The following is a 25,237-nucleotide window of genomic DNA, read 5'->3' on the forward strand; positions in this document are numbered from 1 at the left end:
ATTTTTAAAATGGGGAAGAAATTATTACTGATAGACGGACACAGTATACTTAACAGAGCCTTCTACGGTCTTCCTGATCTTACTAATTCAGAAGGCCTGCATACAGGTGCAGTCTATGGATTTCTGAATATTCTTTTCAGACTGATTGATGAGGAACAGCCGGATTATCTGACTGTTGCTTTTGATGTCCACGAACCCACATTCAGACACAAAATATATGCCGAGTACAAGGGAACCAGAAAGCCAATGCCGGAAGAACTCAGACAGCAGGTGCCGCTGATGAAGGAAGTTCTTGACAGCATGAACATTTGCCGTATGGAGAAGGCAGGACTTGAGGCTGACGATATTCTCGGAACTATCGCTAAGAGAGGCGAGAGAGAAGGCATGGAAGTCAGACTTGTCTCCGGTGACAGGGATCTTTTGCAGGTTGCAACGGATCATATTTGCGTTCGTATTCCCAAGACAAAACAGGGCAAAACAGAAATCGAGAATTATTTTGCAGGTGATGTCGAGACTTTATATAAAGTAAATCCGGTTCAGTTTATAGAGCTTAAAGCCCTTATGGGAGATTCATCGGATAATATTCCCGGGGTTCCCAAGGTCGGTGAGAAGACTGCAATTGAGCTTATGACTACTTACGGATCTATTGAGAATATATATGCCAATCTTGACAATATATCAAAGAAGGCAATAAGAGAATCGCTTGCGGCTAACAGGGAGCTATGCGATTTGAGTAAGACTCTCGCAACAATCGATGTGAATGCCGAGTTTGATTACTCTTTCGAAAATGCCACAATCGACAACATTTTTAATCGCGAAGCTTATGAGCTTTTTAAAAGACTGAATTTCCGCAATCTCCTTTCGAAGTTTGAGGGAGATGTTACAAAAACAGAGATTAAGATTGATTTTAAAGACATCAATACGAAGTCTGAAGCAGATGCAGTATTTAAAGCTGCTTTGTCTTATGCCGGATCAAGGAACGACCGGTTTATCGGAATAGGAATTTTATCCGATGATAGCCCGTCAGGAAAAAAGAGGGAAAAAATCGGACAGCTTTCACTTTTTGATGACACATCAGAGTCAACTGATCTTATTGGTATCAGTGTTTGTTTTGAAGATGAAAAGACTTCTTATTTTGAACTTGAAAACGATATTACATCCGCTTATGTTGGGGAGAAGCTCGAGGAACTTTCAGAGAAATGCAGACTTTCTTTCTTTGACATCAAGCATGCATATAAATATTTTAAACCCTACGAAGTTGACAACTACGAAAAGAAAAAAGAGGGCTCATTTGATATTCTTATCGGGGCTTATCTGAACAATCCCTTAAAGAACGACTACCTTCCGGAAGATATCGCTTCGGAATATCTGCAGATGACAATAAGATCCAAGACACAGATTTTCGGAAAAGAATCTCCGCTTGCGGCAGACAGAAATCTCAGAAAAGAGTACACAGGATATCTTGCGTATGTTTCTTATAAAGCGGCTCCTCTTATTCAGAAGAAGCTGGAAGACTCTGACATGCAGGATCTGATGAATAATGTTGAAATGCCTCTCAGCTATATTCTCCATGACATGGAAAAAGAAGGAATCCTTGTTAAACGAGAAGAGCTTAAGGTTTACGGTGAGCGCCTTACAGGCAGAATCGAGGAACTGGAAAAGGCTATACATAAGGAGGCAGGCCAGGAGTTTAATATCAATTCTCCAAAGCAGCTTGGGGAGATACTCTTTGAGAAGCTGGGATTGAAAGGCGGAAAGAAGACAAAAACAGGCTATTCCACTGCTGCTGACGTCCTGGAAAAGCTTGCTCCCGAGAATCCTATCATCAGGAATATTCTTGAGTACAGGGGTCTTACGAAGTTAAAGAGCACTTATGCGGATGGTCTTGCGACATATATTGATACAGACAATAGAATTCATACCAGTTTTAACCAGACAATAACTGCTACGGGAAGAATCAGTTCGACAGAACCGAATCTTCAGAATATCCCCATGAGGACTGAGCTCGGCAGAGCTATCAGGAAGGTTTTTGTTCCGAAGGAAGGATATGTTTTTGCCGATGCCGATTATTCACAGATAGAGCTTAGAATTCTGGCTCATATGTCCGGGGATCAGGGCCTTATAGATGCATATCACGAGGGTAGAGATATTCACAGGATTACGGCATCAAAGGTATTTGGAATTCCTTTCGATGAGGTTACTGATATCCAGAGAAGAAACGCAAAGGCTGTTAATTTTGGAATAGTATACGGAATAAGTGCTTTCGGACTTAGCGAAGATCTTAATATTTCCAGATCCGATGCAAAGAAGTACATGGAGGACTATCTTGCAACTTATCCTGGGGTTAAGAATTATCAGGACAGCGCGGTAGAGAGTGCCAAGGAAAAGGGCTATGCGGTGACTCTTTATAAAAGACGACGCCCGATGCCGGAGCTTAAGTCAGGCAATTTCATGCAGAGACAGTTCGGAGAGAGAGTTGCAATGAATGCTCCCATTCAGGGAACTGCTGCCGACATTATTAAGATTGCTATGATTCGTGTATGGAGAAGAATTCGAAAAGAACAGTTATTATCAAGAATGATTCTTCAGATACATGATGAACTTTTGATTGAGACCAAGAAGGAAGAAGAGAAAAAGATAAAGCTTATTCTTGAAGAGGAGATGACAAAAGCAGCTGATCTTCTTGTTCCGCTCGAGGCAGAGTGTCACACGGGTTCAGACTGGTTTGAGGCGAAGTAGAGTGAAAGTAATCGGAGTAACCGGAGGAGTAGGCGCCGGAAAAAGCACAGTGCTTAACTACATAGAGAAGAGTTGTAACTGCCGTATCATCTTTTCCGATAAAGTGGCTAATGATATTAAGCTTAAGGGACAGAGCTGCTATGAACCAATAGTTGATCTTCTTTCCGAGGATATACTCGGACCGGATGGAGAGATAGACAAGAAAAAGATGGCGGCGAAGATATTTGCCGATGATAGTCTCTTAAAGCAGGTTAATGATATTCTTCATCCTGCGGTAAATAATTATATTTTCGGTGAAATAGAAAAAGAAAAAGCGGAAGGAAAGCTTGACTATCTTTTCATAGAAGCTGCACTTCTTATTGAAAACGGCTATCACAAAATCGTGGATGAATTGTGGTACATTTACGCAGATGAGAGTGTCAGGAGAAAGCGCCTTAAAGAATCGCGCGGATACAGTGATGAGAAGATAGATGATATTATAAAGGGACAGCTTTCCGATGAAGAATTCCGTAAATATGCAAGTTTTGTAATAGATAACAGCAATGATGAGAACGACACTAAAAGACAAATTGATTTGAAGCTGGGGGAAAACTGATGGCTGAAATGGTTGAACAATCTGAGAAAAACGTAGTATTCGGTCTTGATATCGGTACCAGAAGTGTTGTCGGTACAGTCGGGTACATGGAGGATGAAATCTTCAATGTAATGGCGCAGTGTGTTGAGAAACATGAGACCAGAGCCATGCTCGATGGACAGATACATGATATCGGCAAGGTCGGCGCTACGATCAGGCACGTCAAGGAGAATCTTGAACAGCAGACACAGATACATCTGACAGATGTATGTATTGCTGCCGCAGGTCGTGTACTTCGTACAATTAAAACAAATTTTGAAGAAGAATTCACTGATAACAGAGAGCTTACTCAGGAGGAAATCTATAACCTTGAGTCAAAAGCTGTTGAGAAGGCCTATCAGGAATTCCTTGCGCAGAATCAGTCGGATATGAAATTTTATCTGGTTGGTTACTCTGTAATGCATTATTATCTTGATGATTATCAGATTGCCAATCTAGAAGGACATAATGCCGGAAGAGTAGCAATTGACCTTATTGCAACCTTCCTTCCGGATGATTGTGTTGACGGTCTTTATAAGGCTTGTGAGAGAGCAGACCTTAAGGTTGCAAATATGACTCTCGAGCCTATAGCTGCTATGATGGTTGCAATTCCGCCTCAGTTCAGAATGCTTAATCTGGCACTTGTTGATGTTGGTGCAGGAACCTCCGATATCTGTATAACGGATGATGGAACAATTACATCCTATGGAATGCTTCCAATTGCAGGTGATTCCATCACAGAGATTATTGCTCAGCACTGCCTGGTTGATTTCAATACCGCGGATCAGATTAAAATTGACGCAAGTCACATGGATCAGGTTAAATATGTTGATATCATGGGACTTGAGAAGACAATCTCGGCAAAAGAAATATCAAAAATGATTAAGCCTCTTGTTGAGAAGATGTCCAAGATGGTAACACAGCAGATTAAGCAGCTTAACGGCAATAAATCAGTAAGTGCGGTATTCGTTGTCGGAGGTGGCGGTTGTGTACCGGGGTACACCAAGGCTTTGGCAAAAGAGATGAAGATTCCGGAGGAGCGTGTTGCGCTTCGAGGCGAAGAAGTCATGAAGAGCATTCGATTCCTTAATGAAGACAGCACCATTGAGAGAGATTCACTTATGGTTACACCTCTCGGTATCTGTATAAGCTTCTATGAGCAGTCCAACAACTTTGTGTTTGTATCCTTTAACGGACAGCAGACTAAAATTTACGATAACGGTAAGCTTGCAATTGTTGATGCTGCGATGCAGGCAGATTTTCCTAACGAGGATCTGTTCCCTAAGCGCGGCGAAGAATTGAGATTTACCGTTAACGGCCAGGAGAGAATGGTGAGAGGTGAGCCCGGAGAGGCAGCTGTTATCACGCTTAACGGATCACCTGCAGATATTCATACCAAGATTCATGCAAATGATATTATCGAAGTTACAAGCTCGACAGTCGGTAAGGCAGGAAGCAGTGAAATCAATGATATTCCTGAGTTCAAGGGAACCTTCAATATTACTGTAGACGGAAAGAGTATTGACGTACCGAGAACCGCTGAGGTTAACGGAGAAGTTCAGACCGGCCTTTATGATATTAAGTCCGGAGACGAGATAAAGATTCTTGATTATGAGACTGCAGCTCAGATAGCGGAGCTTCTGGATATTGACCTCACTGAGGATATGGTTATAACTGTCAATAATGAGGTTGCAAACGGTGATACTCCCGTTTACGAGAACTTTAAGGTTGAGTTTAAGAGCGGCGCTGATGCTATCATGGAATATTATGCTAATTTCCCTGATGCCGATGAAGTTGCCATCGAACAGGAAAATGAGGAGTCATCCTACGAAGCCGATGCGGATCTTGACCTGGAGGAGAATGAAGATGGCAGCGTAAGTATCTCCGGCGGAAGTACAACTACTTCTTCTGTAAGGAGTGCAGCACCCACCAGACGCGTGGTTACACATGATCTTCATGTAATAGTTAACAATGAGCCTATTGTGCTTCACGGAAAATCGGATTATATTTTTGTAGATATATTTGATGTTATTGATTTTGACCTCAGTAAACCTAACGGCAGATCGATAGTAACCACACTAAATGGCGGTACTCCCGATTATATGCAGGCGATACATGAAGGCGACAGAATTGAAGTCTATTGGAAATAGATAACACAATCTTAATATGATAGACACATTTTCGTCACAGTTTATACTTAATATGGAAACGGAGATTGCATTAGATGAGACTTGCAAGCCTCTCAAGCGGTAGTAGCGGTAACAGTATTTATATAGGTTCCGATACTACAAACATCCTGATAGATACAGGATGCAGTAAGAAAAGAATAGAAGAAGGATTGGCCGGAATGGATTTATCCCTGGCCGATATAGATGCGATCTTTGTCACACATGAGCATTCAGATCATATTGCAGGACTTCATACTATTTTAAAAAAATATGATATTCCGGTATATGCAACCAGAGGAACTTTACAGGGAATCAGGACAAGTGATAAGAAGGGAGAAATGCTCTCTGCTGAGTTTCATGAAATCCGAGCAGATGAAAAGGTTCCGGTAAAGGATATTGTTGTAAATCCGATCACGATAATGCATGATGCGCTTGAACCTGTGGCGTACAGGGTTTCCTGCGGCAAAAAGAAAATCGGAGTCGCGACGGATCTTGGATGTTACAATGATTATACGGTTGATAACCTGAGAGGCATGGATGCAATACTGATAGAAGCCAATCATGATGTGAGGATGCTTCAGACGGGGCCGTATCCGTATCAGTTAAAAAGGAGAATCCTTGGGGAAAAAGGACATTTGTCCAATGAAAAGAGCGGTGAACTTCTGTGCAGGATTTTGCACGACGGCCTTAAAGGAATTCTTCTCGGACATCTGAGTAAAGAGAACAATCTGCCCGAGCTTGCTTACGAGACGGTGAGGGTTGAGATAGAAATGGGTGAGAATCCATATCACGGAAATGATTTTCCAATAATGGTAGCAGCGAGAAATGAGCTTTCTCCTGTTATTGAAGTGTGAGAAAAGACAAGGGAGTAAAATATTATGAACAAAATCATTATTACTGTGGTCGGTAAGGATACTGTAGGTATTATTGCTAAGGTATGTACTTTTCTGGCTGAAAACAGTATCAACATTCTTGATATTTCACAGACAATAGTTTCCGGATATTTTAATATGATGATGATCGTTGATGTTAGTAAGAGTGAAGCAAGCTTCCAGGAAGTAAGCGACACCCTGGATAAGATCGGTGAGGACATCGGCGTTGTAATTAAATGCCAGAGAGAAGAAATTTTCGATTCAATGCACAGAATTTAAAAAGGAGCTTAAATGATTAACATTAATGAAGTCTCTGAGACTAACGAGATGATCGAAAAGGAAAATCTGGATGTCCGTACTATTACAATGGGTATCAGCCTTTTGGATTGCATCAGCTCAGACCTTGATACATTAAACAGAAATATATATGAGAAAATCTATGGATCCGCCAAGGATCTTGTTCAGACCGGAGAAGATATTGCCAAGGAGTTTGGTATTCCAATCGTAAATAAGAGAATTTCCGTTACTCCGATCGCGCTTATCGGTGCGGCTGCATGCAAGAGTACAGAGGATTTTGTGTCTATTGCAAAGACTCTTGATAAGGTTGCAAAGGATGTTGGAATAAACTTCCTCGGTGGTTACAGCGCGCTTGTAAGTAAGGGCATGACAGATGCCGACAGACTTCTTATAGAGTCTATACCGCAGGCACTTTCCCAGACAGATGTTGTATGTTCATCTGTAAATGTAGGTTCAACCAAAACAGGAATAAACATGGATGCCGTAAGACTTCTTGGCGACGTAATCGTTAAGACAGCTGAGGCTACTAAGGATAATGACAGTGCGGGGTGCACGAAGCTTGTTGTATTCTGCAATGCTCCTGATGACAATCCTTTCATGGCAGGTGCTTTTCATGGAGTTACAGAAGCCGACAGAATTATAAATGTCGGCGTAAGCGGGCCCGGAGTTGTTAAGACGGCACTGGAAAAGGTTCGCGGGGAGAATTTTGAAATTCTCTGTGAAACAATTAAAAAGACAGCATTTAAGGTTACGAGAGTAGGTCAGCTTGTAGCAAAGGAAGCTTCCGAAAGATTAGGAGTTCCCTTTGGAATTGTTGATCTTTCACTTGCGCCCACGCCGGCTATCGGAGACAGTGTTGCTGATATTCTTCATGAGATTGGTGTTGAGCATGCGGGCGCACCCGGGACTACTGCAGCACTTGCGTTGTTAAATGACCAGGTTAAGAAGGGTGGAGCAATGGCATCCTCTTATGTAGGCGGTTTGTCAGGTGCATTTATTCCGGTTAGTGAAGACCAGGGTATGATAAATGCAGTTAATGCAGGAGCTTTATCACTTGAAAAGCTTGAGGCTATGACTTGTGTATGCTCTGTAGGTCTTGATATGATAGCAATTCCCGGAGATACAAAAAGTACAACCATTTCCGGAATTATTGCCGATGAGATGGCTATCGGCATGATAAACCAGAAGACTACAGCCGTAAGACTCATACCGGTTATCGGTAAGAAAGCAGGAGATACTGTGGACTTTGGCGGACTATTGGGATTTGGTCCTATCATGAGCGTCAACACATTTTCTTGTGATGAATTTGTTAACAGAGGAGGAAGGATTCCGGCTCCGATACATAGCTTTAAAAACTGATTTATGGATAAAATGAAAAAGATTCCCGAAAAGATATCGGGATCAGCTGAAAAATTTAATAGGTTTCTCAGAAGAAATGCTGCAGGCCAGACCGATGAGCAAAATCGCGGATTAAAGAATAATATTGTGAACCGCGCTAAGAGAATAAAGCATCTTGCTTATAAAAAGAGTACTAGAAAGACTATTCGCGAGACTGCTGTTTCATGGGCATTTCTTTTACCGAGTCTCATGGGAGTTTTGACATTCTTTGTTATTCCTTTCTGTGTGGTTGTTTTTTATTCGGTTGTAAACAATCCTATTCAGAAAGAGTTTGTCGGCTTTTTCAATTTTGAAAGAGTGTTTGTTAATAATGCTTTCAGGCAGGCTGCATATAATACTTTTATGTTTTCGATAATAGCTGTGCCTCTTGCGGTGGCGCTTTCTCTGTTCCTGGCTGTCGTTATGGAATCGGGTATACCGTTTAAGAGCCAGTTCAGGAGCTTTTTCCTTAGCCCCATGATGGTTCCAATTGCTTCAATAGTACTTATTTGGCAGGTGTTGTTCCATTTTAACGGAATTATAAATGTCATAAGTATGAATTTCGGCGGACCAAAGATTGACTGGCTTAAATCAGACAAGGCGCAGATAGTTATTGTTGCACTGTTTTTATGGAAAAACCTCGGATATAACATGATTCTGTTCATGGCTGCTCTTTCGAGTGTGCCCAAGGATCTGATTGAGGTGGCAAAGCTTGAGAGCGCAACTGACAGACAGATTTTCTGGACAATAAAGATGAGATATCTCTCATCCACTATACTGTTTGTTACCATTATGTCTCTTATTAATTCCTTTAAGGTATTCAGAGAGATATATCTAATGACCGGAGATTATCCTTATAAAACGCTGTATATGATGCAGCATTTTATGAATAATACATTTGCCTCAGTCGATTACCAGAAGCTTTCGGCTTCGGCCATTATCATGGCATTGGTAATTGTTGTTCTGATGCTTATCATGTTTAACACTGAAAACCGGTATGGAAAGGATATAGAAGGCTAGTATGGCAGGACTTAAATTGCCTACCGGTGAAGCGGCGTTTTACGAAAGAGCCATTCGGAAGGCAAGAAGAAAGAAAAAAATATATAAATACGGTACTATAGCAGGAACCATTATATGTGCGATTTTTGCGGCATTGTTCCTGTTGCCGACAATACTTACAATTACAAATTCCTTCATGAGTTCTTCTGAAATCAGTGCCAATTACGGTGCGGTTTTTCAGACGACGGATACCGGAGGAAAGGTATTTATATCAAAAACGGTTAACCTCAAGTTTATTCCGGATATTGTTACATTCAGTCAGTATTTCACTGTGCTGTTCAAATCACCGGAATATCTTGTTAAGTTTTGGAACAGTATGATCTATGTTGTTCCGATCCTTGTGATTCAGCTTCTAGTGGCGATGCTTGCATCCTACGGGTTTGCAAGATACAAGGGAAGGGTAAGGGAGATAATATTTTTCCTTTACATCATAATGATGCTTATGCCATATCAGGTTACATTGGTACCTAATTATCTGGTATCATCGGCTCTCGGAATACTTGATACGAGATGGGCCATATGGCTGCCCGGATTTTTTTCACCGTTTGCGGTTTATCTTCTTACGAAATTTATCAGGAGAATTCCGGCAGAGGTAATGGAGGCAGCATCCATTGACGGAGCCAGTGAGTGGCAGATATTTACCCAGATATGCGCACCGCTTTGTAAGAGCGGACTTATATCTATCGCAATTCTGGTTTTTATAGATTATTGGAACATGGTTGAGCAGCCGCTTATTCTGCTCAGCAACGACGAGCTTCATCCGCTTTCGGTATTTTTGTCGAAAATCAATTCAGGCGAAATAAGCCTGGCATTTGCGGTAGCGGTTATTTATCTTGTGCCGCCGCTATTGATTTTCCTGTACGGCGAAGAGTACCTAATCGAAGGTATTTCATACCAGGGCGGTTTAAAAGGATAGATTTTACAGCCAGTAACGGCGTTGCCTGCATAACTAGAGGAGGAGAGCAGGCGTGATTTAGTTTTAAGGGAAGAGGAATTAAAGGTATGTCTGAAGTTAGAAATGAGAGACCAAAGAAAAGCAGAAAGGATATTATCAAGGATATAACAATAGCCTTTCTGGCAATACTGTTATTGCTTACTTTTTTCTCAAACACAATTATGAATTTTTCACTTCCGGAGGTTGCTATTCAGCAGATTCAGGAAGGAACAATTTCACCGGTTATCAGAGGAACCGGTACTGTAGAAGCCAAGGATCCATATTCGGTAAAGGTTTCACAGGAGCGCGTAATAAAGAGCGTTGCTGTTGAGGTTGGAGCCCAGGTAAAAAAGGGTGATGTAATTTATAACCTTGAAGATAAGGAATCAACTGAGCTTCAGGAAGCTAAGACAAAGCTGGAGGAGCTCTTACAGACTTATGAGACTTCACTTTTCTCAGGTGATCTCTCAGATGAGGCTATAAATCGTATCAGAGGCGGTCAGACTCTCACAATGGATCAGTTCCAGGCCAAGCTTAAGGCTGCAACTGACAGATACGATGCTGCTAAGCTTGCTGATGAGGAAGCCCAGGCAACAATTGATGCGCAGTCTCAGGCACAGTCATATACTGCGGCTCAGTATAATTATGATGAGGCAACGCCTCAGTATAGAGAAGCAGATATAACTGCTAGGTTAACGGAATTGGATATTCTTATTTCTGATGCAGAATCTGAAAAAACAGCTCAGAAAGAAATTATGGATGATAATAAGGATTACAAAAATGAATCTGATTCTGATAAGAAAAAGAAAATGAGAAAGGCTTACAATAATGCGCAAAGTGCTTATTGGACGCAAGATGAATTAATAAACGCGTATAATGCTGAAAAGAATCAGCTTCAGATCGAACAGGCATACAGTACTAAAGATGTTTCACAGGTCACAACCCAGGCAGGGCAGGTTGACAGTGACTACCAGAGAAAGGCAGCTTCACTTCAGGATACAAAAAATAAGACAGCTCAGGAGCTCGAGAGAGCAACAACAGACAGAACAGAGCTTCTTACTGAGATTGCAAAGGAAATTGAGCTTGATGCTCAGAGAGATACAATTGCAGAGCAGAGAGAAACAGTTGAGAAGCTTGAGAAGGAATCAACCGGTGCTACCGTAACTGCGCCTGTAGACGGAACAATAACAGAGCTCGCCCTCAAAGCAGGTGAGACAACCAATGCCGAGAATCCCGTTGCAACAATTCAGGTTGACGGCAAGGGTATGGTTACAAGCTTCTCTGTTACCATGGATCAGGCAAAGCGCCTTAAGGTTGGCGATATTGCTGAGCCTCAGAATGCATGGTACTACACAGACTTTAAGGCAACCCTTAAGTCTATTACTGCGGATCAGCAGAATCCTAATACAAAGAAACTTCTTACTTTCAATATTGAAAGTCCGGAAGTACAAAACGGCCAGTCAGTAAGTCTTCAGATTGGACAGAAGTCTGATAACTATGACCTTACAATTCCTGCAGGAGCTGTAAGAGAAGACTCAAATGGTAAATTTATCCTTATAGTAAAGTCGAAGTCCAGTCCTCTCGGAAACAGATATATTGCTGCAAGAGTTGATGTAGAGGTGCTTGGATCTGATGATACTACTGCAGCTATAAGCGGCAGCCTTGAGGGTGATGAGTATGTGATCACTACAGCGACAGCTCCTATTAAATCCGGTGATCAGGTAAGACTGGCTAATAATTCATGAACAAATTAAAAGAAAGTATTATAGGATTTTTCAAAAATCTGAAATTAAAACAGATCATATATTTTGTTGTTATGGTCCTGCTTGCGCTTATCATCTTTGCTTTAGGAGTCCAAAAAGATTTCATGGCAAGACATCAGTATGATCAGATGATGGGTAACAGATGGTCAGGGGATACCAGATGCGGTCAGGTCAGCATGTTCTTTTCCGAGAATCAGGGTGTAAGTATCGATACGGTTAACGAATATGCTTATAAGATCAATAAAGGTCTTATTGCTGACGGACTTCAGGAAGCAGATGCCAGTACAGAGGGTGGCGGTGCAGTATGGAATTACTGCTACAGCGCTGTGGGAAGCATAGAGATTACGAGAGACCTTAAATCTGTAACAGCAGTTGGTATCGGCGTTGGAGGAGACTTTTTTCAGTTCCATCCGATGAGAGTTATGAGTGGTAACTATTTTACCGGTGACATAGTCATGAAGGATTATGTAATTCTCGATGAGGAACTTGCATGGCAGCTGTTTGGCTCCAATGATATCGTGGGTGAGACCATTTTACTTGGAGGAGTGCCTCACTATATTGCTGGTGTTGTAAAGAGGGACAGCGGAAAATATGTAAAGGCTGCCGGTATGGTATATCCTACTATTTTCATGTCATTTGAATCTCTTGCAACCTATGGCAGAATCGATGCTTCCGTTCTCTCGACAGACGGCTCTCTTGGTAAGGTCAACGTGGCATCCAAGAATGATGATGAGGAAGGAGGCGGCACTTCTGATGTTGAGACACAGGCCAAGGGTATTGTCTGTATGGAAGTTGTTATGCCCAATACCGTAGACAACTATGCCGCTAATTTTGTTATAGAGAAGCTCTCGCTTAATACAACCCAGGTTGAGGTTGTCGATAACAGCGCGAGATTCGAAGATCCTAATCTGTTTAAGCTTATTGGACAGTTTAATATGAGAGGAATGCAGACGAAGCCTGTTATTTATCCCTATTGGGAGAATAATGCAAGGGCTTATGAAAACATACTGGCCGTGCTTCTTCTTATTCAAATAGTTTGCGCAGTAGTTTTGTTTTTGATGGCAGCTACAGTTGTTGTACAGGCTTACAGACACAGGAAATGGACTGTAGGTCAGCTTGTTGAAAAAGCTGCCGACTGGAAGTACAATCTTGAATCAAACATGAAATATCATAACGAAAAGTGGAAATATTTTTGACGGTTTTTCAGTTTGTTTTATGGATAAACAAGGAGGATATTTAATGAGAAGAATTTATCTAAAAAGGATACTCAGCGCTTCAATGGCTGTAGTTATGGCTGTAACTATGGCAGGATGCGGCTGCGGTAAGAAAAAGACAGGATCGACCGAGGAACAGGCAAGTCATGATGCTTCTGCCTATGTGTTTAAGGATAATCCGATTGACCTTGGAGAGAGCATTGATACATCATCAATTTCGGCTCTCGGCAAATTCGGAGATAAGATTTATGCAGTAGGAACTGCTGTTTCCGATGAGGGAAACAATAAAACTACTGTTTTCACTTTTGATAAAGACGGAAGTAACTTAAATACTATTGATCTCGCAAATTCAGGAAATTTACTGCTGTATAACGCAGCACTTACCGATGATGGTTCAATTTATACCCTTGAAGTCCAATATGCAGGCTATATGGGTGGCGGTGATTTTGAATTTGATCAGGGGTTGGATGGTTCTTCTCCGATTATTCTTGAGGATGGTAACTCAATAGAGATTGAAGATTCCGAATCGGTTGAAGACGATGTTACACAATATTCCGGTGAGGATGAGGAAGAAGCTCTTTCCGATGATTCCGAAGCAGATGAAGAGGGTACATCCGATGACGCAGCTTCTACAAGCCAGGATGCTACAGAAGATACTAATACTACTTCATCTGAAGGCGGTGAGGGTGATGTAATTATGCCCTCCGATACAGATACCGGAGTTGACATGTCATCTTCAAGTAATGTTGATTCAGATACTTATTACATGGTCAAGTATGACAACAACGGTACAGAAGTATGGAGACAGGAGATTGATTCTACAACCGATTCATATTATTATGTGAATTCTTTTATTGCTGCTGATAATGATACTCTACTTGTATCCGATACAAACGGAGTTCATAAATACAGTACTGCAGATGGAAGCAAGACCGCTGATATCGCTTTTGATAATGCTGACACAGAGTATGGTTTTTCAGCATATGTGTATAAACTGGGTGACGGAAGCTTCGGTGCGCTTGTAAATGGTTCCGAACAGACTTTTTATAAAGTTGATTTAAAGGGCGAGAAGGCCACTGAGGTTGGAACTGTAGATTCAACTTTCTATGACTACTCATTTTATTCAGGTGCAGGAAGCCATGATCTTTTTGCATCAGGTTCCGAGGGTATTTATACCTATAAGCTCGGTGATGAAAAGGTTTCAATGATCCTCAATTTCGTTGATTCGGATATTGATACTTACGGTGTATCTCAGATGGTAGCAATTTCCGATACCGAGATAATTGCACTTATTCCTACAGAAGATATGAAGTATAACCTTACATATCTTACAAAGGTTGATCCCAAGACTGTAAGCGAAAGACAGCAGATTGTTCTTGGCTGTAACTATATCGATTATGATGTAAGAGCGCAGATAATTAAGTTCAATAAGACAAATGATAAATATCGTATTGTAATAAGTGATTACTCAAAATATGACTCTGACAGTGAGATGTCAGGTGGTGCAAACAAGTTGAATACAGACATTGTTTCCGGTAATGCACCTGATATCCTTGTTCTTGATTCCGATATGCCTGTAGATAGTTATATCTCAAAGGGACTTTTTGAAGATATGACAGATTACTTCAAGAATGATGAAGAATTAAGCAAGGTCAAGTATATGGATCATGTAATGGAAGCATTCAAGAATGACGGTAAGATGTATAAGCTCATTCCCAGCTTCTATGTTGAAACAGTTGTTGCAGCTACAGACGACGTAGGAAATGATGATTATACATGGACTATCGATGAACTTGAAAAGCTTGTAAAGGCAAAGAATATCGAGCACAAGAATATTTTCGGACCTCTTACAAGAGATGAAGTGCTTGAGATGGCGCTCAGTCTTTCCGGTTCTCAGTACATCGACTGGTCGACTCTTACCTGCAGCTATGATTCAGAGGCATTTACACATCTTCTTGAGTTTGTAAATGAGTTCCCTGAGGAGCTTTCAGAAGATGATTACAATTATGAGACAGCAGCTCTTTACAGAACTGATAAGGCACTTGCAGAGAGATTATATCTGTACGCTTTCTCTGATTATAACTATGAGGCAAAGGGTACTTTCGGTAAGCCCATTAAGACAGTAGGCTTCCCTTCAGATAACGGAAGTGGCTCCGCGCTTTATCCCAACCTTCAGCTCACCATGAGCTCAAGTTCTAAGGTTAAGGACGGTTGTTGGGAATTCATGAGATACTTCCTATCAGACGAGTATCAGAAAACTATTGACGGTGCTTGGCCTGTAAGTATGACAAAGATGGATGAGCTTTCAGAGAAAGCTAAGAAGAAGCCTACATATATCGATGAGAATGGCAAGGAAGTTGAATATGATGATACCTGGTATGTTGGAGATACAGAGGTAATTGTTGATCCTATGACTGATGATGAGGTAAATGAGGTGATGAACTTCCTTAACAGCATCGATCAGGTAGGAAATGCAAATGAAGCTGTAACAAGCATTATCTTTGAAGAGGCAGCGGCATACTTCAGCGGACAGAAGACTGCTGCGGAGGTTGCTGATATCATTCAGAGCCGTGTACAGATTTATGTAAACGAGATAAGCTGATAATAAGCTTCTTTGTATGATAAAGTGGGGTGACTGACATGTACAATACGTTATTTGGAGTGTCGCCTATGATATTTTGGCTGATACTTACCATAATATTAGCTGTTTTTGAAATATTGACACAGGGGCTTTCCACCATATGGTTTGCAATCGGAGCTTTGGCAGCATTTATTATGGCTGTGCTCGGTTTTTCGGTTCCGCTGCAGATAGTGGTTTTTATTCTGGTTTCAATTGTCATGTTGCTTTTGGTAAGACCGGTATCGGTAAGACTGCTTGGCGGAAGAATTGTTAAGACCAACATCGATGCGGTTCCCGGAAGAAAGGTTACTGTCTCCAAGGATATAGACAATATCAAGGAGACAGGCGCCGTGATTCTTGATGGGACTACCTGGAACGCAAGAAGTATGGATGATGAGGTTAATATTTCATCAGGGGAAACAGTTATTATTGAAAAAGTTGAGGGCAATAAGCTTATCGTAAAGAAAGCTTAAAGGTATGAAGAAGGAGGAGAAGTTATGCCAATATTTATTATCATAGTTTTAATTCTTGTTCTGATTGCACTAAATATCAAGATTGTACCGCAGGCTCACTCATTTATTGTTGAGCGTCTCGGTGCATACAAGGAAACTTGGGATGTCGGTCTTCACTTTATGGTTCCTTTTATCGACAGAATTGCAAGAAAGGTTGATCTTAAGGAACAGTACTGTGATTTCCCGCCTCAGCCTGTTATCACTCAGGATAATGTAACAATGCAGATAGACTCAATCGTGTTCTTTAGAATTTCTGATCCCAAGGCTTATGCATACGGAGTAAGAAATCCGATAGGAGCTATTGAAAATCTTACAGCAACAACTCTTCGTAATGTAATCGGATCACTTACACTTGATGAAACACTTACCAGCCGTGACCAGATCAATGCTCAGATGCAGGATGCTCTTGACATAGCAACAGATCCATGGGGTATTAAGATTACACGAGTAGAGCTTAAGAACATCAATCCTCCGGAGCAGATTCGTGATGCCATGGAGAAGCAGATGAAGGCTGAGCGTGAAAAGAGAGAAAAGATCCTCTTCGCAGAAGGTGAGAAGCAGTCAGCTATCACAGTTGCAGAGGGTGAAAAGCAGAGTAAGATTCTTCAGGCAGAGGCTGATAAGCAGGCAACAATCCTCAAGGCTGAGGCCGAGAAGGAGAAGCAGATCAGAGAAGCTGAAGGTAAAGCAGAGGCTATTAGAAGCGTCCAGAAGGCTAATGCTGATGGTATCCAGATGCTTAAGGATGCCGGTGCTGACGAGTCTGTTCTTACAATTAAGAGTCTCGAAGCTTTTGAGAAGGCCGCAAACGGACAGGCTACAAAGATTATTGTACCCAGCAGTATCGCAGGCGTAGCAGGTCTCGCTGAATCTATCAAGGAAGTTGTAGCGAAGTAATCTGATATTTTGTGAGAATAACTATTTTATTATCATAGCCTTCCCCTTGTAGGGGAAGGCGTCAGCGCAGCTGACGGATGAGGGGATTACTATGGCAGATAATAAGGGAAGAGAAGCACTTATTCACTCGCTCGCACAATCCATGGGAATGGGCGATGCACAAAAATTTAAAACAACAACCGGAAGATATAATTCCGAGACCGGTACAATTATGAGTAACGGCAGAGTTATATCGAGTGCGACAGTCATTCAGGCAAAAAACTATTTTACTTCACAGTACAATAAGCTTGCCGAAATGGATGATGAAGGCGCAAAACAGATGGCTACTCTGTATGAGGTTGCAAAAGAAGCTATCGGTATTATGATAGACAGTGGTAAGGGGAATGAATAATTCCCCTTATTTAATAAAATCTTAAAAAAATTTCTATTGATATTTCTTATTTTATGATGTATTGTGATGTTTAGTCGAAGGTAGTTTTTATCTTGAAGCATTAGCTTATCGACAATCAGACTTAATTTTTAAGTTTTCGATTACTTTTTCCAATTGTTTTTTATAATTTGAATTTATAAGAAAGGAATTAGATTTGAGAGAAAAATTAGAGACACTAACACTTGCGTCCCTTCGCGATCTTGCAAAGCAGAATGGAATTAAGAGTGTTACAACAATGAAGAAATCTGAACTCATTGATGCTCTTTTGGAGCTCTATGAGAAACAGCAGGCTGAGGAAGCTAAGGCAAAGGCAGCTGAGGCAAAAGAAGCTGAGACAAAGGGATCAGAAAAGAAGCCTGCAAAAAGTGCAAATGAATCAAACGATAAACCTGCACAAAAAAAGCCCGGCAAGAAGAAGGTTATTATTGCCGATAACAGCAGAAATGACGGAGCAGATAAGAAGCCTGCAGAGAAAAAGGCTCAAGATAAGAATTCTAACGAGGCAAAGCCCGCTGAGAATAAGGAACAAAAGTCTTCTTCAGAATCCCAGGAATCCTACGCAAAAAAGGAAACTCCTGCCGATGAGGCTGAAATTGCCAATGGAATAGAAGCAGACGGTATTCTTGAAGTAATGCAGGATGGTTTTGGATTTATCAGATGCGAGAATTATCTTCCCGGTGAGAACGATGTTTATGTTGCTCCGGGTATGATAAGAAAGTATAATCTCAAAACCGGTGATATTCTTAAAGGTATTGCCAGACAGAAAAAGGAAAACGATAAGTTCGGAGCACTGCTCCAGCTTAATTCAATAAACGGCTATAAGCCCGAAGTTGCTATGGGCAGATGGGATTTTGAAAAGATGACCCCCATTTTCCCGAATCAGCAGATTGTTCTTGAACATCCCGGCTGCACGATAGCAATGAGAATCATGGATATGATCTCGCCTATCGGTAAAGGACAGCGTGGAATGATTGTTTCACCTCCTAAGGCAGGAAAGACAACACTTCTTAAAGATGTTGCTCTTTCAGTAAAGAGAAGTAATCCCGATATTCACCTTATAGTTCTTCTCATAGACGAGCGTCCTGAGGAAGTTACGGATATCAAGGAGAGTATTGAGGGACCTAATGCAGAGGTTATCTATTCAACCTTCGACGAGCTTCCGGAGCATCATAAGAGAGTATCCGAGATGGTTATCGAGCGTGCTAAGCGACTTGTTGAGCACAACAAGGACGTTATGATTCTTCTTGATTCAATTACAAGACTTACAAGAGCATACAATATTGTAGTTCCTCCGTCAGGAAGAACACTTTCCGGAGGTCTTGATCCGGCGGCTCTTCATATGCCCAAGAGATTCTTCGGCGCAGCAAGAAACATGAGACAGGGCGGAAGTCTTACAATCCTTGCTACAGCACTTGTAGAGACAGGTTCCAAGATGGACGATGTTATATATGAGGAATTCAAGGGAACAGGTAACATGGAAATGGTTCTCGACAGAAAGATGCAGGAGAAGAGAATATTCCCTGCTATCAATATTCCCAAGTCCAGTACCAGACGCGAAGATCTTCTTCTCAAGCCCGAAGAACTCGCAGCAGTTAATGCACTTCGCAAGGGATTCAACGGCATGAAGGCAGACGAAGCTGTAGACCAGTGCATAAACATGTTCTCCAAAACCCGCACCAACCAGGAATTCGTACGACTTGTAGAAAAACAGATTTCAAGATATTGATATACATGACGAAAGAGAGCTTAATATATTGTCTTTAAACCTCGTTGCAAAATACGCATAATCAGTTTAAATCCAATATATTAAGCTCTCTTTCTGTTTTTGTATGCAATATAGAAATTTGTTTTTCTACAATCGTACGATTATCAAGGAGGCCGTTTTGGCCTAACACATCCGCATCCCCTCCCGTATCATTCCAAAAAAATAAACGCCGGGGCGTTTTTTGGGAGGAGGGGTTGTCAGGTGGGGAACCCGACAACCCGGTATGAAAAAAGTTTTGTTGGGGGAGTCAGAAGTTCTAACTCCTGTTAAATTTATAGTAAAGAGTAAATTTGTACAGAATATGGACAATTCATAAACTAAATATAAAATAATTCGAAATTATATCTAATCACGAACGAATTTTAGAATATTATGTGTCTATAATGACGAGTAAATATAAAAGAATTTTCCAATAATAAAGCGCCTTAGAGTAAAACATGTTATACTATTTTTATAAAAATGACTAATAAACGAACACCGCCTGGGGGGAAATCAATGATTCAAAAAGGCATGAACGTTTTTTCAAATATTTCTTCATTATCCGGGGGAGCGATTGCTGCGGTGGCAGCAAAAGCTGCTGCTTCGTCGCTACTTTTGCGCATTAGTTACGAGTCTATAGAATTTCATACTGATGATGGCAGACCGGTCAATGTTCCCGTTCGCTTTATTCCGCATCCTGAAAACCATGCGCTTCGTGAATTCTGTGTTGTTCTCGGCAATGTAAATATTCAGGGGCTTTCCGGTGCTTCGGAAGTTCATGTGACGGTTGAGCGTGTAAGGAAGATGACGGATATTCCGGATGATATATATATAAAACCGGAATATATTAATCTGTATCTTGATGGCGGAGAAGGTATAAGCAGGCTTACTGCTGCTGAGCATGGAGTACCTGCCGGATTTGCGAATATTGATAAGGAAGCGAGAGATGTAATTTTCGAGGCTGTTGCGGATGCGATCCATTTTGCGGATATAATGCCGCTTATAAAAATAACTGTTTCAGCCATATCGTATAATAACAGCTCATTGCAGTTTAGTATTACCGGGGGTAACGGTTCCGTTGCCAGAACTTCACAGGACGATGTTTTATCGGAAATCGCAGGTGCCATTCAGGAGCAATATGAATCCGGGATAAGGAATGTTATTGCGGTTCCGGGTAATGCAGGACATAAATATATACAGGATAATACCCATATATCAATGGCGCACTGCATAAGATGCAGAAACTACATAGGTGACACACTTGATATGGCAGCAATGGTTGGAATGGAAAATTTCCTGCTTGTCGGAAATGCTTCAAAGCTTATCAGACTGGCTGCGGGTATTATGGATACTCATACCTGGAATGCTGACGGAAGGCGAGAAGTATTTTCACTTCATACGGTATTAGCGGGTGGAACTATATCCCAGGCCAGAATCCTTCAGGATCTGGCAACCACGGATCAGATGCTCGCAAAGCTCACGGAATGGGGAATCCGTGATGCGGTAATGCAAAGTATCTGTGTGAAGATAGGCGATTATGTTCAGAACAGAATCGGCGGTAAAGCTATGAAGTTTGGAGTTATTCCGATTCATCAGGATTACGGCATTCTGGGACAGACTCCCGATATCGGAGATGTTATTGCATGTGTTAGCAGAGAACAGTTTGCACTATCTATAAAAAAATAAGGTTTTTTGATATAATATTTAATTATATATTTTAAGGAGATGGAAAAAGTTATGCGCAAAGTTATACTTACCGGCGATCGCCCGACGGGGAAGCTTCATGTCGGTCATTATGTCGGTTCACTCAGAAGGAGAGTGGAACTCCAGAATTCAGGGGAGTTTGATGATATTTTCATTATGATCGCGGATGCTCAGGCTCTTACAGACAATGCCGAGAATCCCGAGAAGGTGAGACAGAATGTCATTGAGGTTGCGCTCGATTATCTCGCGGTAGGTCTTGATCCCGCAAAGAGCACGCTTTTTGTACAGTCACAGATACCTGAACTTACAGAGCTTACATTCTATTACATGAATCTTGTTACAGTATCCAGACTTCAGAGAAATCCCACAGTAAAGTCTGAAATACAGATGAGAAATTTTGAAACAAGCATTCCGGTTGGATTTTTTACATATCCAATAAGCCAGGCTGCTGATATTACCGCATTTAAGGCTACAACTGTTCCCGTTGGAGAGGATCAGGAGCCAATGATTGAGCAGTGCAGAGAAATTGTAAGAAAATTCAATTCAGTATACGGTGAAGCGCTTGTTGAGCCGAACATCCTGCTTCCGGATAATGCAGCTTGTCTTCGTCTTCCGGGTACCGACGGAACAGCTAAGATGAGCAAATCACTTGGAAACTGTATTTACCTTTCAGAGTCACCGGAGATGATAAAAAAGAAGGTAATGGGAATGTTCACAGATCCTAATCACCTTCGCGTTGAGGATCCGGGCGAAGTTGAGAACAATCCGGTATTTATTTATCTTGATGCATTTGCAAAGGATGAGCATTTTGCTGAGTTTGCTCCCGATTATGCAAATCTCGATGAGATGAAGGCTCACTACAAGAGAGGCGGCCTTGGAGATGTTAAGGTTAAGAAGTTCCTTAACAATGTCCTCCAGTCCGAGCTTGAGCCTATCAGAAAGCGCAGAGAGGAATTCCAGAAGGATATTCCGTATGTATATGACGTTATCAAGAAGGGCTCGGAAGTTGCAGAAGAGGTTGCAGCACAGACTCTCAGTGACGTTAAGAAGGCTATGAAAATCGATTATTTCTCAGATGAAGAGCTTATAGCTATGCAGTCTGCGAAATATCAGGTGACAGAAGACTGATCGCCTGTTAATAAAAAATCTTCCAAATGATGGAGGCACTACATGAAGAACATTCTATTTGTTGCATCAGAAGGCGTACCATTTATTAAAACCGGCGGACTTGCAGATGTTGTTGGCTCTCTGCCTAAGGACATTGATAAGAAGTATTTCGATGTCAGAGTTATACTTCCTAAATATACCTGTATGGCACAGGAGATGAAGGATAAGCTCGAATATGTTTCGAATTTTTACATGGATTTTCACTGGAAGAGCGAGTATGTGGGAATCTTTTATGCTGAGGTTGAAGGCATAAAGTACTACTTTATAGATAATGAGTATTTCTTTAACGGAATGGCTCCCTATAGCGGAGATGTTATCTGGGAGATTGAGAAGTTTGCATATTTCAGCAAGGCTGCGCTTTCAATTCTTCCGGTTATAGGATTCAGACCTGATATAATTCATTGCCACGACTGGCAGACAGGTCTTATCCCGGTTTACCTTAAGGAGAGATTCCAGGGTAATGAATTTTTCCGTGGCATAAAGTCTATAATGACAATTCATAACCTGAAATTCCAGGGTAAATGGGATGCAAAGGATGTTCAGGATATCACAGGACTTCCGGATTATTACTTCACACCCGATAAGCTTGGATATTACAAGGATGCCAACCTGCTTAAGGGCGGTATCGTATATGCTGATGCGATCACAACCGTCAGCAGTACTTATGCTGAAGAAATTAAAACCGAGTTTTACGGAGAAGGTCTAGATGGTCTATTGAGAGCCAGAACCAATGACCTTCGCGGTATTGTCAATGGTATTGATTATACGGAATTCAATCCCGAGACAGATAAGTTCCTGGATTATCCTTATAATGCAATCAATTTCCGCAAGGAGAAGGTGAAGAATAAGAGAGCACTTCAGAGAGAGCTTGGACTTCCCGAGGATGATAAGACAATGTTGATCGGTATTATTTCAAGACTTACCGATCAGAAGGGCTTTGACCTTATAGCTTATGTTCTGGATGAGCTCTGTCAGGATGCAATTCAGATAGTTGTTCTCGGAACAGGTGAAGAACAATATGAGAATATGTTCCGTCACTTTGCATGGAAGTTCCCGGAAAAGGTTTCTGCGAATATTTTTTATTCCAATCCTTTGTCACATAAGATTTATGCAGCATCTGATGCTTTCCTTATGCCTTCGCTGTTTGAGCCCTGCGGACTTTCACAGCTGATGGCGCTTAGATATGGTTCTATTCCGATTGTCAGACAGACCGGAGGACTTACCGATACCGTTGAGCCTTACAATCAGTATGAGAGCAAGGGTACAGGCTTCGGCTTCCTTAACTACAATGCGCATGAGATGATGCGTACTGTTCGCGAAGCTGAGAGAGTATACTATGATAACAAGCGTGAATGGAACAAGATGATTGATCGTGCAATGGCTGCCAACTTCTCATGGGAGGTTTCGGCATCCAAATATCAGGAGATGTACGATTGGCTTAGACCATAATAATATGAGCAAAAAGAAAAACATGATTGTGCAGGGAAGTGTCCTTGCAACTGCCGGAATAATATCAAGAATTATCGGTCTATTATACCGTGCTCCTCTTACCGGAATTATTGGTGATGAGGGCAATGGATATTACAGTACGGCTTACAATATTTATTCAATTGTATTGTTGATTTCGGCGTACAGCATACCTTCTGCCATGAGTAAAATCATATCGCAGAAGCTTGCTGTACACGAGTATCGCAACGCACAGCGGATTTTTCACTGTGCGCTTATTTATGTGTGCGTAGTCGGTGGGATTGGAAGTCTTTTTGTCTTCTTTGGGGCGCCGTTTCTTGTAGACGGATATTCAATTCCGGTTCTCAGGTTTTTTGCACCTGTAATTTTAATATTCGGACCTCTTGGAGTTTTGCGAGGATACTTTCAGGCTCACAGAACGATGGTGCCAACAAGTGTATCGCAGCTTGTTGAGCAATTTTTGAATGCTTTTGTTTCTGTGGGAGCAGCTTATTTTCTTGTGAAATTTGCTATTTCGAAAGGAAGCGATGATTCTACCAGAGCCATGTATGGTGCAATAGGAAGCTCACTTGGAACAGGGTCCGGTGTGGTTATAGCACTGATATTTATGTATTTTGTATACAGTATCAATAAGGATTATATAAACAGAAAAGTAATTCATGATCATCATGAGGATATGCAGTATAAAGAGATATTCAGACTGATTATTATGATAGTTACGCCTTTTATTTTGAGTACTGCTATATATAATTTATCAACTACAATGAATTCCACGCTTTTTTCAAAGATAATGACCTATAGCAAGAATATTCCTCACAATGAGGTAGTCACTAGATATGGCGTTTTTTCACAAAAAGCGGTGGTGATAGCAAATTTCCCGATATCGATCGCGGCAGCTACTGCGGCAACAATTATGCCGAGCATATCAACTTACTTTGCGCAAAAGAACTATGAAAGAACAGAAGCGCTTGTTGAGAAGGTATATCGTATGATCAATATGATAGCTATTCCTTCCGCAGTTGGACTTTTTGCCCTTGCTGATCCTATAATTATGCTTTTGTTTCCGCAAAGGGCGACTATACATGAGGCTGGATTTTTAATGCAGATGCTTGCTGTTACTGTTGTTTTTTATTCGCTATCAACAGTTAGCAATGCAATTTTGCAAGGTATAGGAAGGGTGAACGCACCGGTTTTAAATGCTACCTTTGCTCTTATTGTTCAGACGGCACTGCTTGTGGTACTCCTTCTTTTCACAAATCTTGGAAATAAGGCTCTTGCTATCGTGACTATAACTTATTCATTTTTGATGTGTGTTTTGAATGAACATTCAATTTCAAAAGTGCTTAACGTTAAACAGGATATTATGAAGATGTATCTGCTCCCTGCAGGGGTATCTGCCGTAATGGGAACAGTTGCGTGGGGAGTGTATGAGCTGTTTAAGCTCTTATTCGAAAAGTTTATTTCACGTGACTATTTTGTAAACCTATTTGCTGTTATGATTGCTGTTTTTGTAGCAGTAATTATATATGCAGTAGGAATGGTAAGAACGAATGCGGTTACTGAAGAAGAGCTTAAATCCTTCCCTAAGGGTCATACATTGGTAGGCCTTCTGAAGAAGGTACATATTATGAAAAGTTAATCCCTTTTCCCAAAGGGGAAA

At 41.3% G+C, this 25,237-nt stretch carries 19 protein-coding genes; all 19 read left to right on the top strand.

Going from position 1 to position 25,237, the window contains the following annotated elements:
- The first annotated feature begins 9 nt into the window (after positions 1 to 9).
- On the top strand, positions 10 to 2,739 hold the full coding sequence (gene polA / locus G630_RS0100785) for a DNA polymerase I (protein ID WP_026497435.1): 2,730 nt from the start codon (positions 10 to 12) through the stop codon (positions 2,737 to 2,739).
- Positions 2,726 to 3,334: a dephospho-CoA kinase gene (gene coaE, locus G630_RS0100790; protein WP_242829879.1), complete on the top strand. Its 609-nt coding sequence runs from the start codon at positions 2,726 to 2,728 to the stop codon at positions 3,332 to 3,334. Before polA ends, coaE begins: the two co-directional genes overlap by 14 nt.
- Positions 3,334 to 5,502, top strand: a complete 2,169-nt coding sequence (locus G630_RS0100795) for a cell division protein FtsA (RefSeq protein ID WP_026497436.1) — start codon at positions 3,334 to 3,336, stop codon at positions 5,500 to 5,502. Before coaE ends, G630_RS0100795 begins: the two co-directional genes overlap by 1 nt.
- Positions 5,503 to 5,576: 74 nt before the next feature.
- On the top strand, positions 5,577 to 6,374 hold the full coding sequence (locus G630_RS0100800; RefSeq protein WP_022760093.1) for an MBL fold metallo-hydrolase: 798 nt from the start codon (positions 5,577 to 5,579) through the stop codon (positions 6,372 to 6,374).
- 24 nt (positions 6,375 to 6,398) lie between these two features.
- A complete protein-coding gene (locus G630_RS0100805; RefSeq protein ID WP_022760092.1) occupies positions 6,399 to 6,671 on the top strand; it encodes an ACT domain-containing protein in 273 nt (90 codons plus the stop codon).
- Positions 6,672 to 6,683: 12 nt separating this feature from the next.
- Positions 6,684 to 8,048, top strand: a complete 1,365-nt coding sequence (locus tag G630_RS0100810; RefSeq protein WP_026497437.1) for a PFL family protein — start codon at positions 6,684 to 6,686, stop codon at positions 8,046 to 8,048.
- A 3-nt stretch (positions 8,049 to 8,051) separates the two neighbouring features.
- On the top strand, positions 8,052 to 9,086 hold the full coding sequence (locus G630_RS0100815; protein ID WP_242829880.1) for a carbohydrate ABC transporter permease: 1,035 nt from the start codon (positions 8,052 to 8,054) through the stop codon (positions 9,084 to 9,086).
- Between the two features lies 1 nt (position 9,087).
- The gene (locus G630_RS0100820; protein WP_022760089.1) at positions 9,088 to 10,041 is read left to right on the top strand and encodes a carbohydrate ABC transporter permease; all 954 of its coding nucleotides are present in this window, start codon (positions 9,088 to 9,090) and stop codon (positions 10,039 to 10,041) included.
- A gap of 86 nt (positions 10,042 to 10,127) precedes the next feature.
- A complete protein-coding gene (locus G630_RS0100825) occupies positions 10,128 to 11,804 on the top strand; it encodes an HlyD family efflux transporter periplasmic adaptor subunit (protein ID WP_026497440.1) in 1,677 nt (558 codons plus the stop codon).
- Positions 11,801 to 13,018 carry an ABC transporter permease gene (locus G630_RS0100830; RefSeq protein WP_026497441.1) on the top strand — a complete coding sequence of 406 codons (1,218 nt, stop codon included), beginning with the start codon at positions 11,801 to 11,803 and terminating at the stop codon, positions 13,016 to 13,018. The genes G630_RS0100825 and G630_RS0100830 overlap by 4 nt, the downstream gene beginning before the upstream one ends.
- A gap of 43 nt (positions 13,019 to 13,061) precedes the next feature.
- A complete protein-coding gene (locus G630_RS0100835; RefSeq protein WP_026497442.1) occupies positions 13,062 to 15,638 on the top strand; it encodes an ABC transporter substrate-binding protein in 2,577 nt (858 codons plus the stop codon).
- A 68-nt stretch (positions 15,639 to 15,706) separates the two neighbouring features.
- Positions 15,707 to 16,129, top strand: coding sequence for an NfeD family protein (locus tag G630_RS0100840; RefSeq protein ID WP_044958375.1), 423 nt, complete (start codon positions 15,707 to 15,709; stop codon positions 16,127 to 16,129).
- 24 nt (positions 16,130 to 16,153) lie between these two features.
- A complete protein-coding gene (locus G630_RS0100845) occupies positions 16,154 to 17,065 on the top strand; it encodes an SPFH domain-containing protein (protein WP_022760084.1) in 912 nt (303 codons plus the stop codon).
- 91 nt (positions 17,066 to 17,156) lie between these two features.
- Complete coding sequence (locus G630_RS0100850; RefSeq protein WP_022760083.1) at positions 17,157 to 17,456, top strand: hypothetical protein; 300 nt, start codon at positions 17,157 to 17,159, stop codon at positions 17,454 to 17,456.
- 193 nt (positions 17,457 to 17,649) lie between these two features.
- Positions 17,650 to 19,221, top strand: a complete 1,572-nt coding sequence (gene rho, locus G630_RS0100855) for a transcription termination factor Rho (RefSeq protein WP_026497444.1) — start codon at positions 17,650 to 17,652, stop codon at positions 19,219 to 19,221.
- Between the two features lie 534 nt (positions 19,222 to 19,755).
- The gene (locus G630_RS0100865) at positions 19,756 to 20,925 is read left to right on the top strand and encodes a cobalt-precorrin-5B (C(1))-methyltransferase (RefSeq protein ID WP_026497445.1); all 1,170 of its coding nucleotides are present in this window, start codon (positions 19,756 to 19,758) and stop codon (positions 20,923 to 20,925) included.
- 51 nt (positions 20,926 to 20,976) lie between these two features.
- Positions 20,977 to 22,071, top strand: a complete 1,095-nt coding sequence (gene trpS, locus G630_RS0100870) for a tryptophan--tRNA ligase (protein ID WP_022760079.1) — start codon at positions 20,977 to 20,979, stop codon at positions 22,069 to 22,071.
- A gap of 42 nt (positions 22,072 to 22,113) precedes the next feature.
- The gene (gene glgA / locus G630_RS0100875) at positions 22,114 to 23,559 is read left to right on the top strand and encodes a glycogen synthase GlgA (protein ID WP_022760078.1); all 1,446 of its coding nucleotides are present in this window, start codon (positions 22,114 to 22,116) and stop codon (positions 23,557 to 23,559) included.
- Positions 23,560 to 23,563: 4 nt separating this feature from the next.
- On the top strand, positions 23,564 to 25,216 hold the full coding sequence (locus G630_RS0100880) for a putative polysaccharide biosynthesis protein (RefSeq protein WP_026497446.1): 1,653 nt from the start codon (positions 23,564 to 23,566) through the stop codon (positions 25,214 to 25,216).
- The last annotated feature ends 21 nt before the right edge of the window (positions 25,217 to 25,237 follow it).

The sequence above is a fragment of the Butyrivibrio sp. WCD2001 genome (genome assembly GCF_000424485.1).
GTDB lineage: Bacteria > Bacillota > Clostridia > Lachnospirales > Lachnospiraceae > Butyrivibrio.

What these genes read in the sequence shown, in the direction of transcription:
- polA (WP_026497435.1), top strand. Translation starts at nt 10, where the DNA reads ATGGGGAAGAAATTATTACTGATAGACGGACACAGTATACTTAACAGA.
- G630_RS0100795 (WP_026497436.1), top strand. Translation starts at nt 3,334, where the DNA reads ATGGCTGAAATGGTTGAACAATCTGAGAAAAACGTAGTATTCGGTCTT.
- G630_RS0100800 (WP_022760093.1), top strand. Translation starts at nt 5,577, where the DNA reads ATGAGACTTGCAAGCCTCTCAAGCGGTAGTAGCGGTAACAGTATTTAT.
- G630_RS0100805 (WP_022760092.1), top strand. Translation starts at nt 6,399, where the DNA reads ATGAACAAAATCATTATTACTGTGGTCGGTAAGGATACTGTAGGTATT.
- G630_RS0100810 (WP_026497437.1), top strand. Translation starts at nt 6,684, where the DNA reads ATGATTAACATTAATGAAGTCTCTGAGACTAACGAGATGATCGAAAAG.
- G630_RS0100815 (WP_242829880.1), top strand. Translation starts at nt 8,052, where the DNA reads ATGGATAAAATGAAAAAGATTCCCGAAAAGATATCGGGATCAGCTGAA.
- G630_RS0100820 (WP_022760089.1), top strand. Translation starts at nt 9,088, where the DNA reads ATGGCAGGACTTAAATTGCCTACCGGTGAAGCGGCGTTTTACGAAAGA.
- G630_RS0100825 (WP_026497440.1), top strand. Translation starts at nt 10,128, where the DNA reads ATGTCTGAAGTTAGAAATGAGAGACCAAAGAAAAGCAGAAAGGATATT.
- G630_RS0100830 (WP_026497441.1), top strand. Translation starts at nt 11,801, where the DNA reads ATGAACAAATTAAAAGAAAGTATTATAGGATTTTTCAAAAATCTGAAA.
- G630_RS0100835 (WP_026497442.1), top strand. Translation starts at nt 13,062, where the DNA reads ATGAGAAGAATTTATCTAAAAAGGATACTCAGCGCTTCAATGGCTGTA.
- G630_RS0100840 (WP_044958375.1), top strand. Translation starts at nt 15,707, where the DNA reads ATGATATTTTGGCTGATACTTACCATAATATTAGCTGTTTTTGAAATA.
- G630_RS0100845 (WP_022760084.1), top strand. Translation starts at nt 16,154, where the DNA reads ATGCCAATATTTATTATCATAGTTTTAATTCTTGTTCTGATTGCACTA.
- G630_RS0100850 (WP_022760083.1), top strand. Translation starts at nt 17,157, where the DNA reads ATGGCAGATAATAAGGGAAGAGAAGCACTTATTCACTCGCTCGCACAA.
- G630_RS0100865 (WP_026497445.1), top strand. Translation starts at nt 19,756, where the DNA reads ATGATTCAAAAAGGCATGAACGTTTTTTCAAATATTTCTTCATTATCC.
- trpS (WP_022760079.1), top strand. Translation starts at nt 20,977, where the DNA reads ATGCGCAAAGTTATACTTACCGGCGATCGCCCGACGGGGAAGCTTCAT.
- glgA (WP_022760078.1), top strand. Translation starts at nt 22,114, where the DNA reads ATGAAGAACATTCTATTTGTTGCATCAGAAGGCGTACCATTTATTAAA.
- G630_RS0100880 (WP_026497446.1), top strand. Translation starts at nt 23,564, where the DNA reads ATGAGCAAAAAGAAAAACATGATTGTGCAGGGAAGTGTCCTTGCAACT.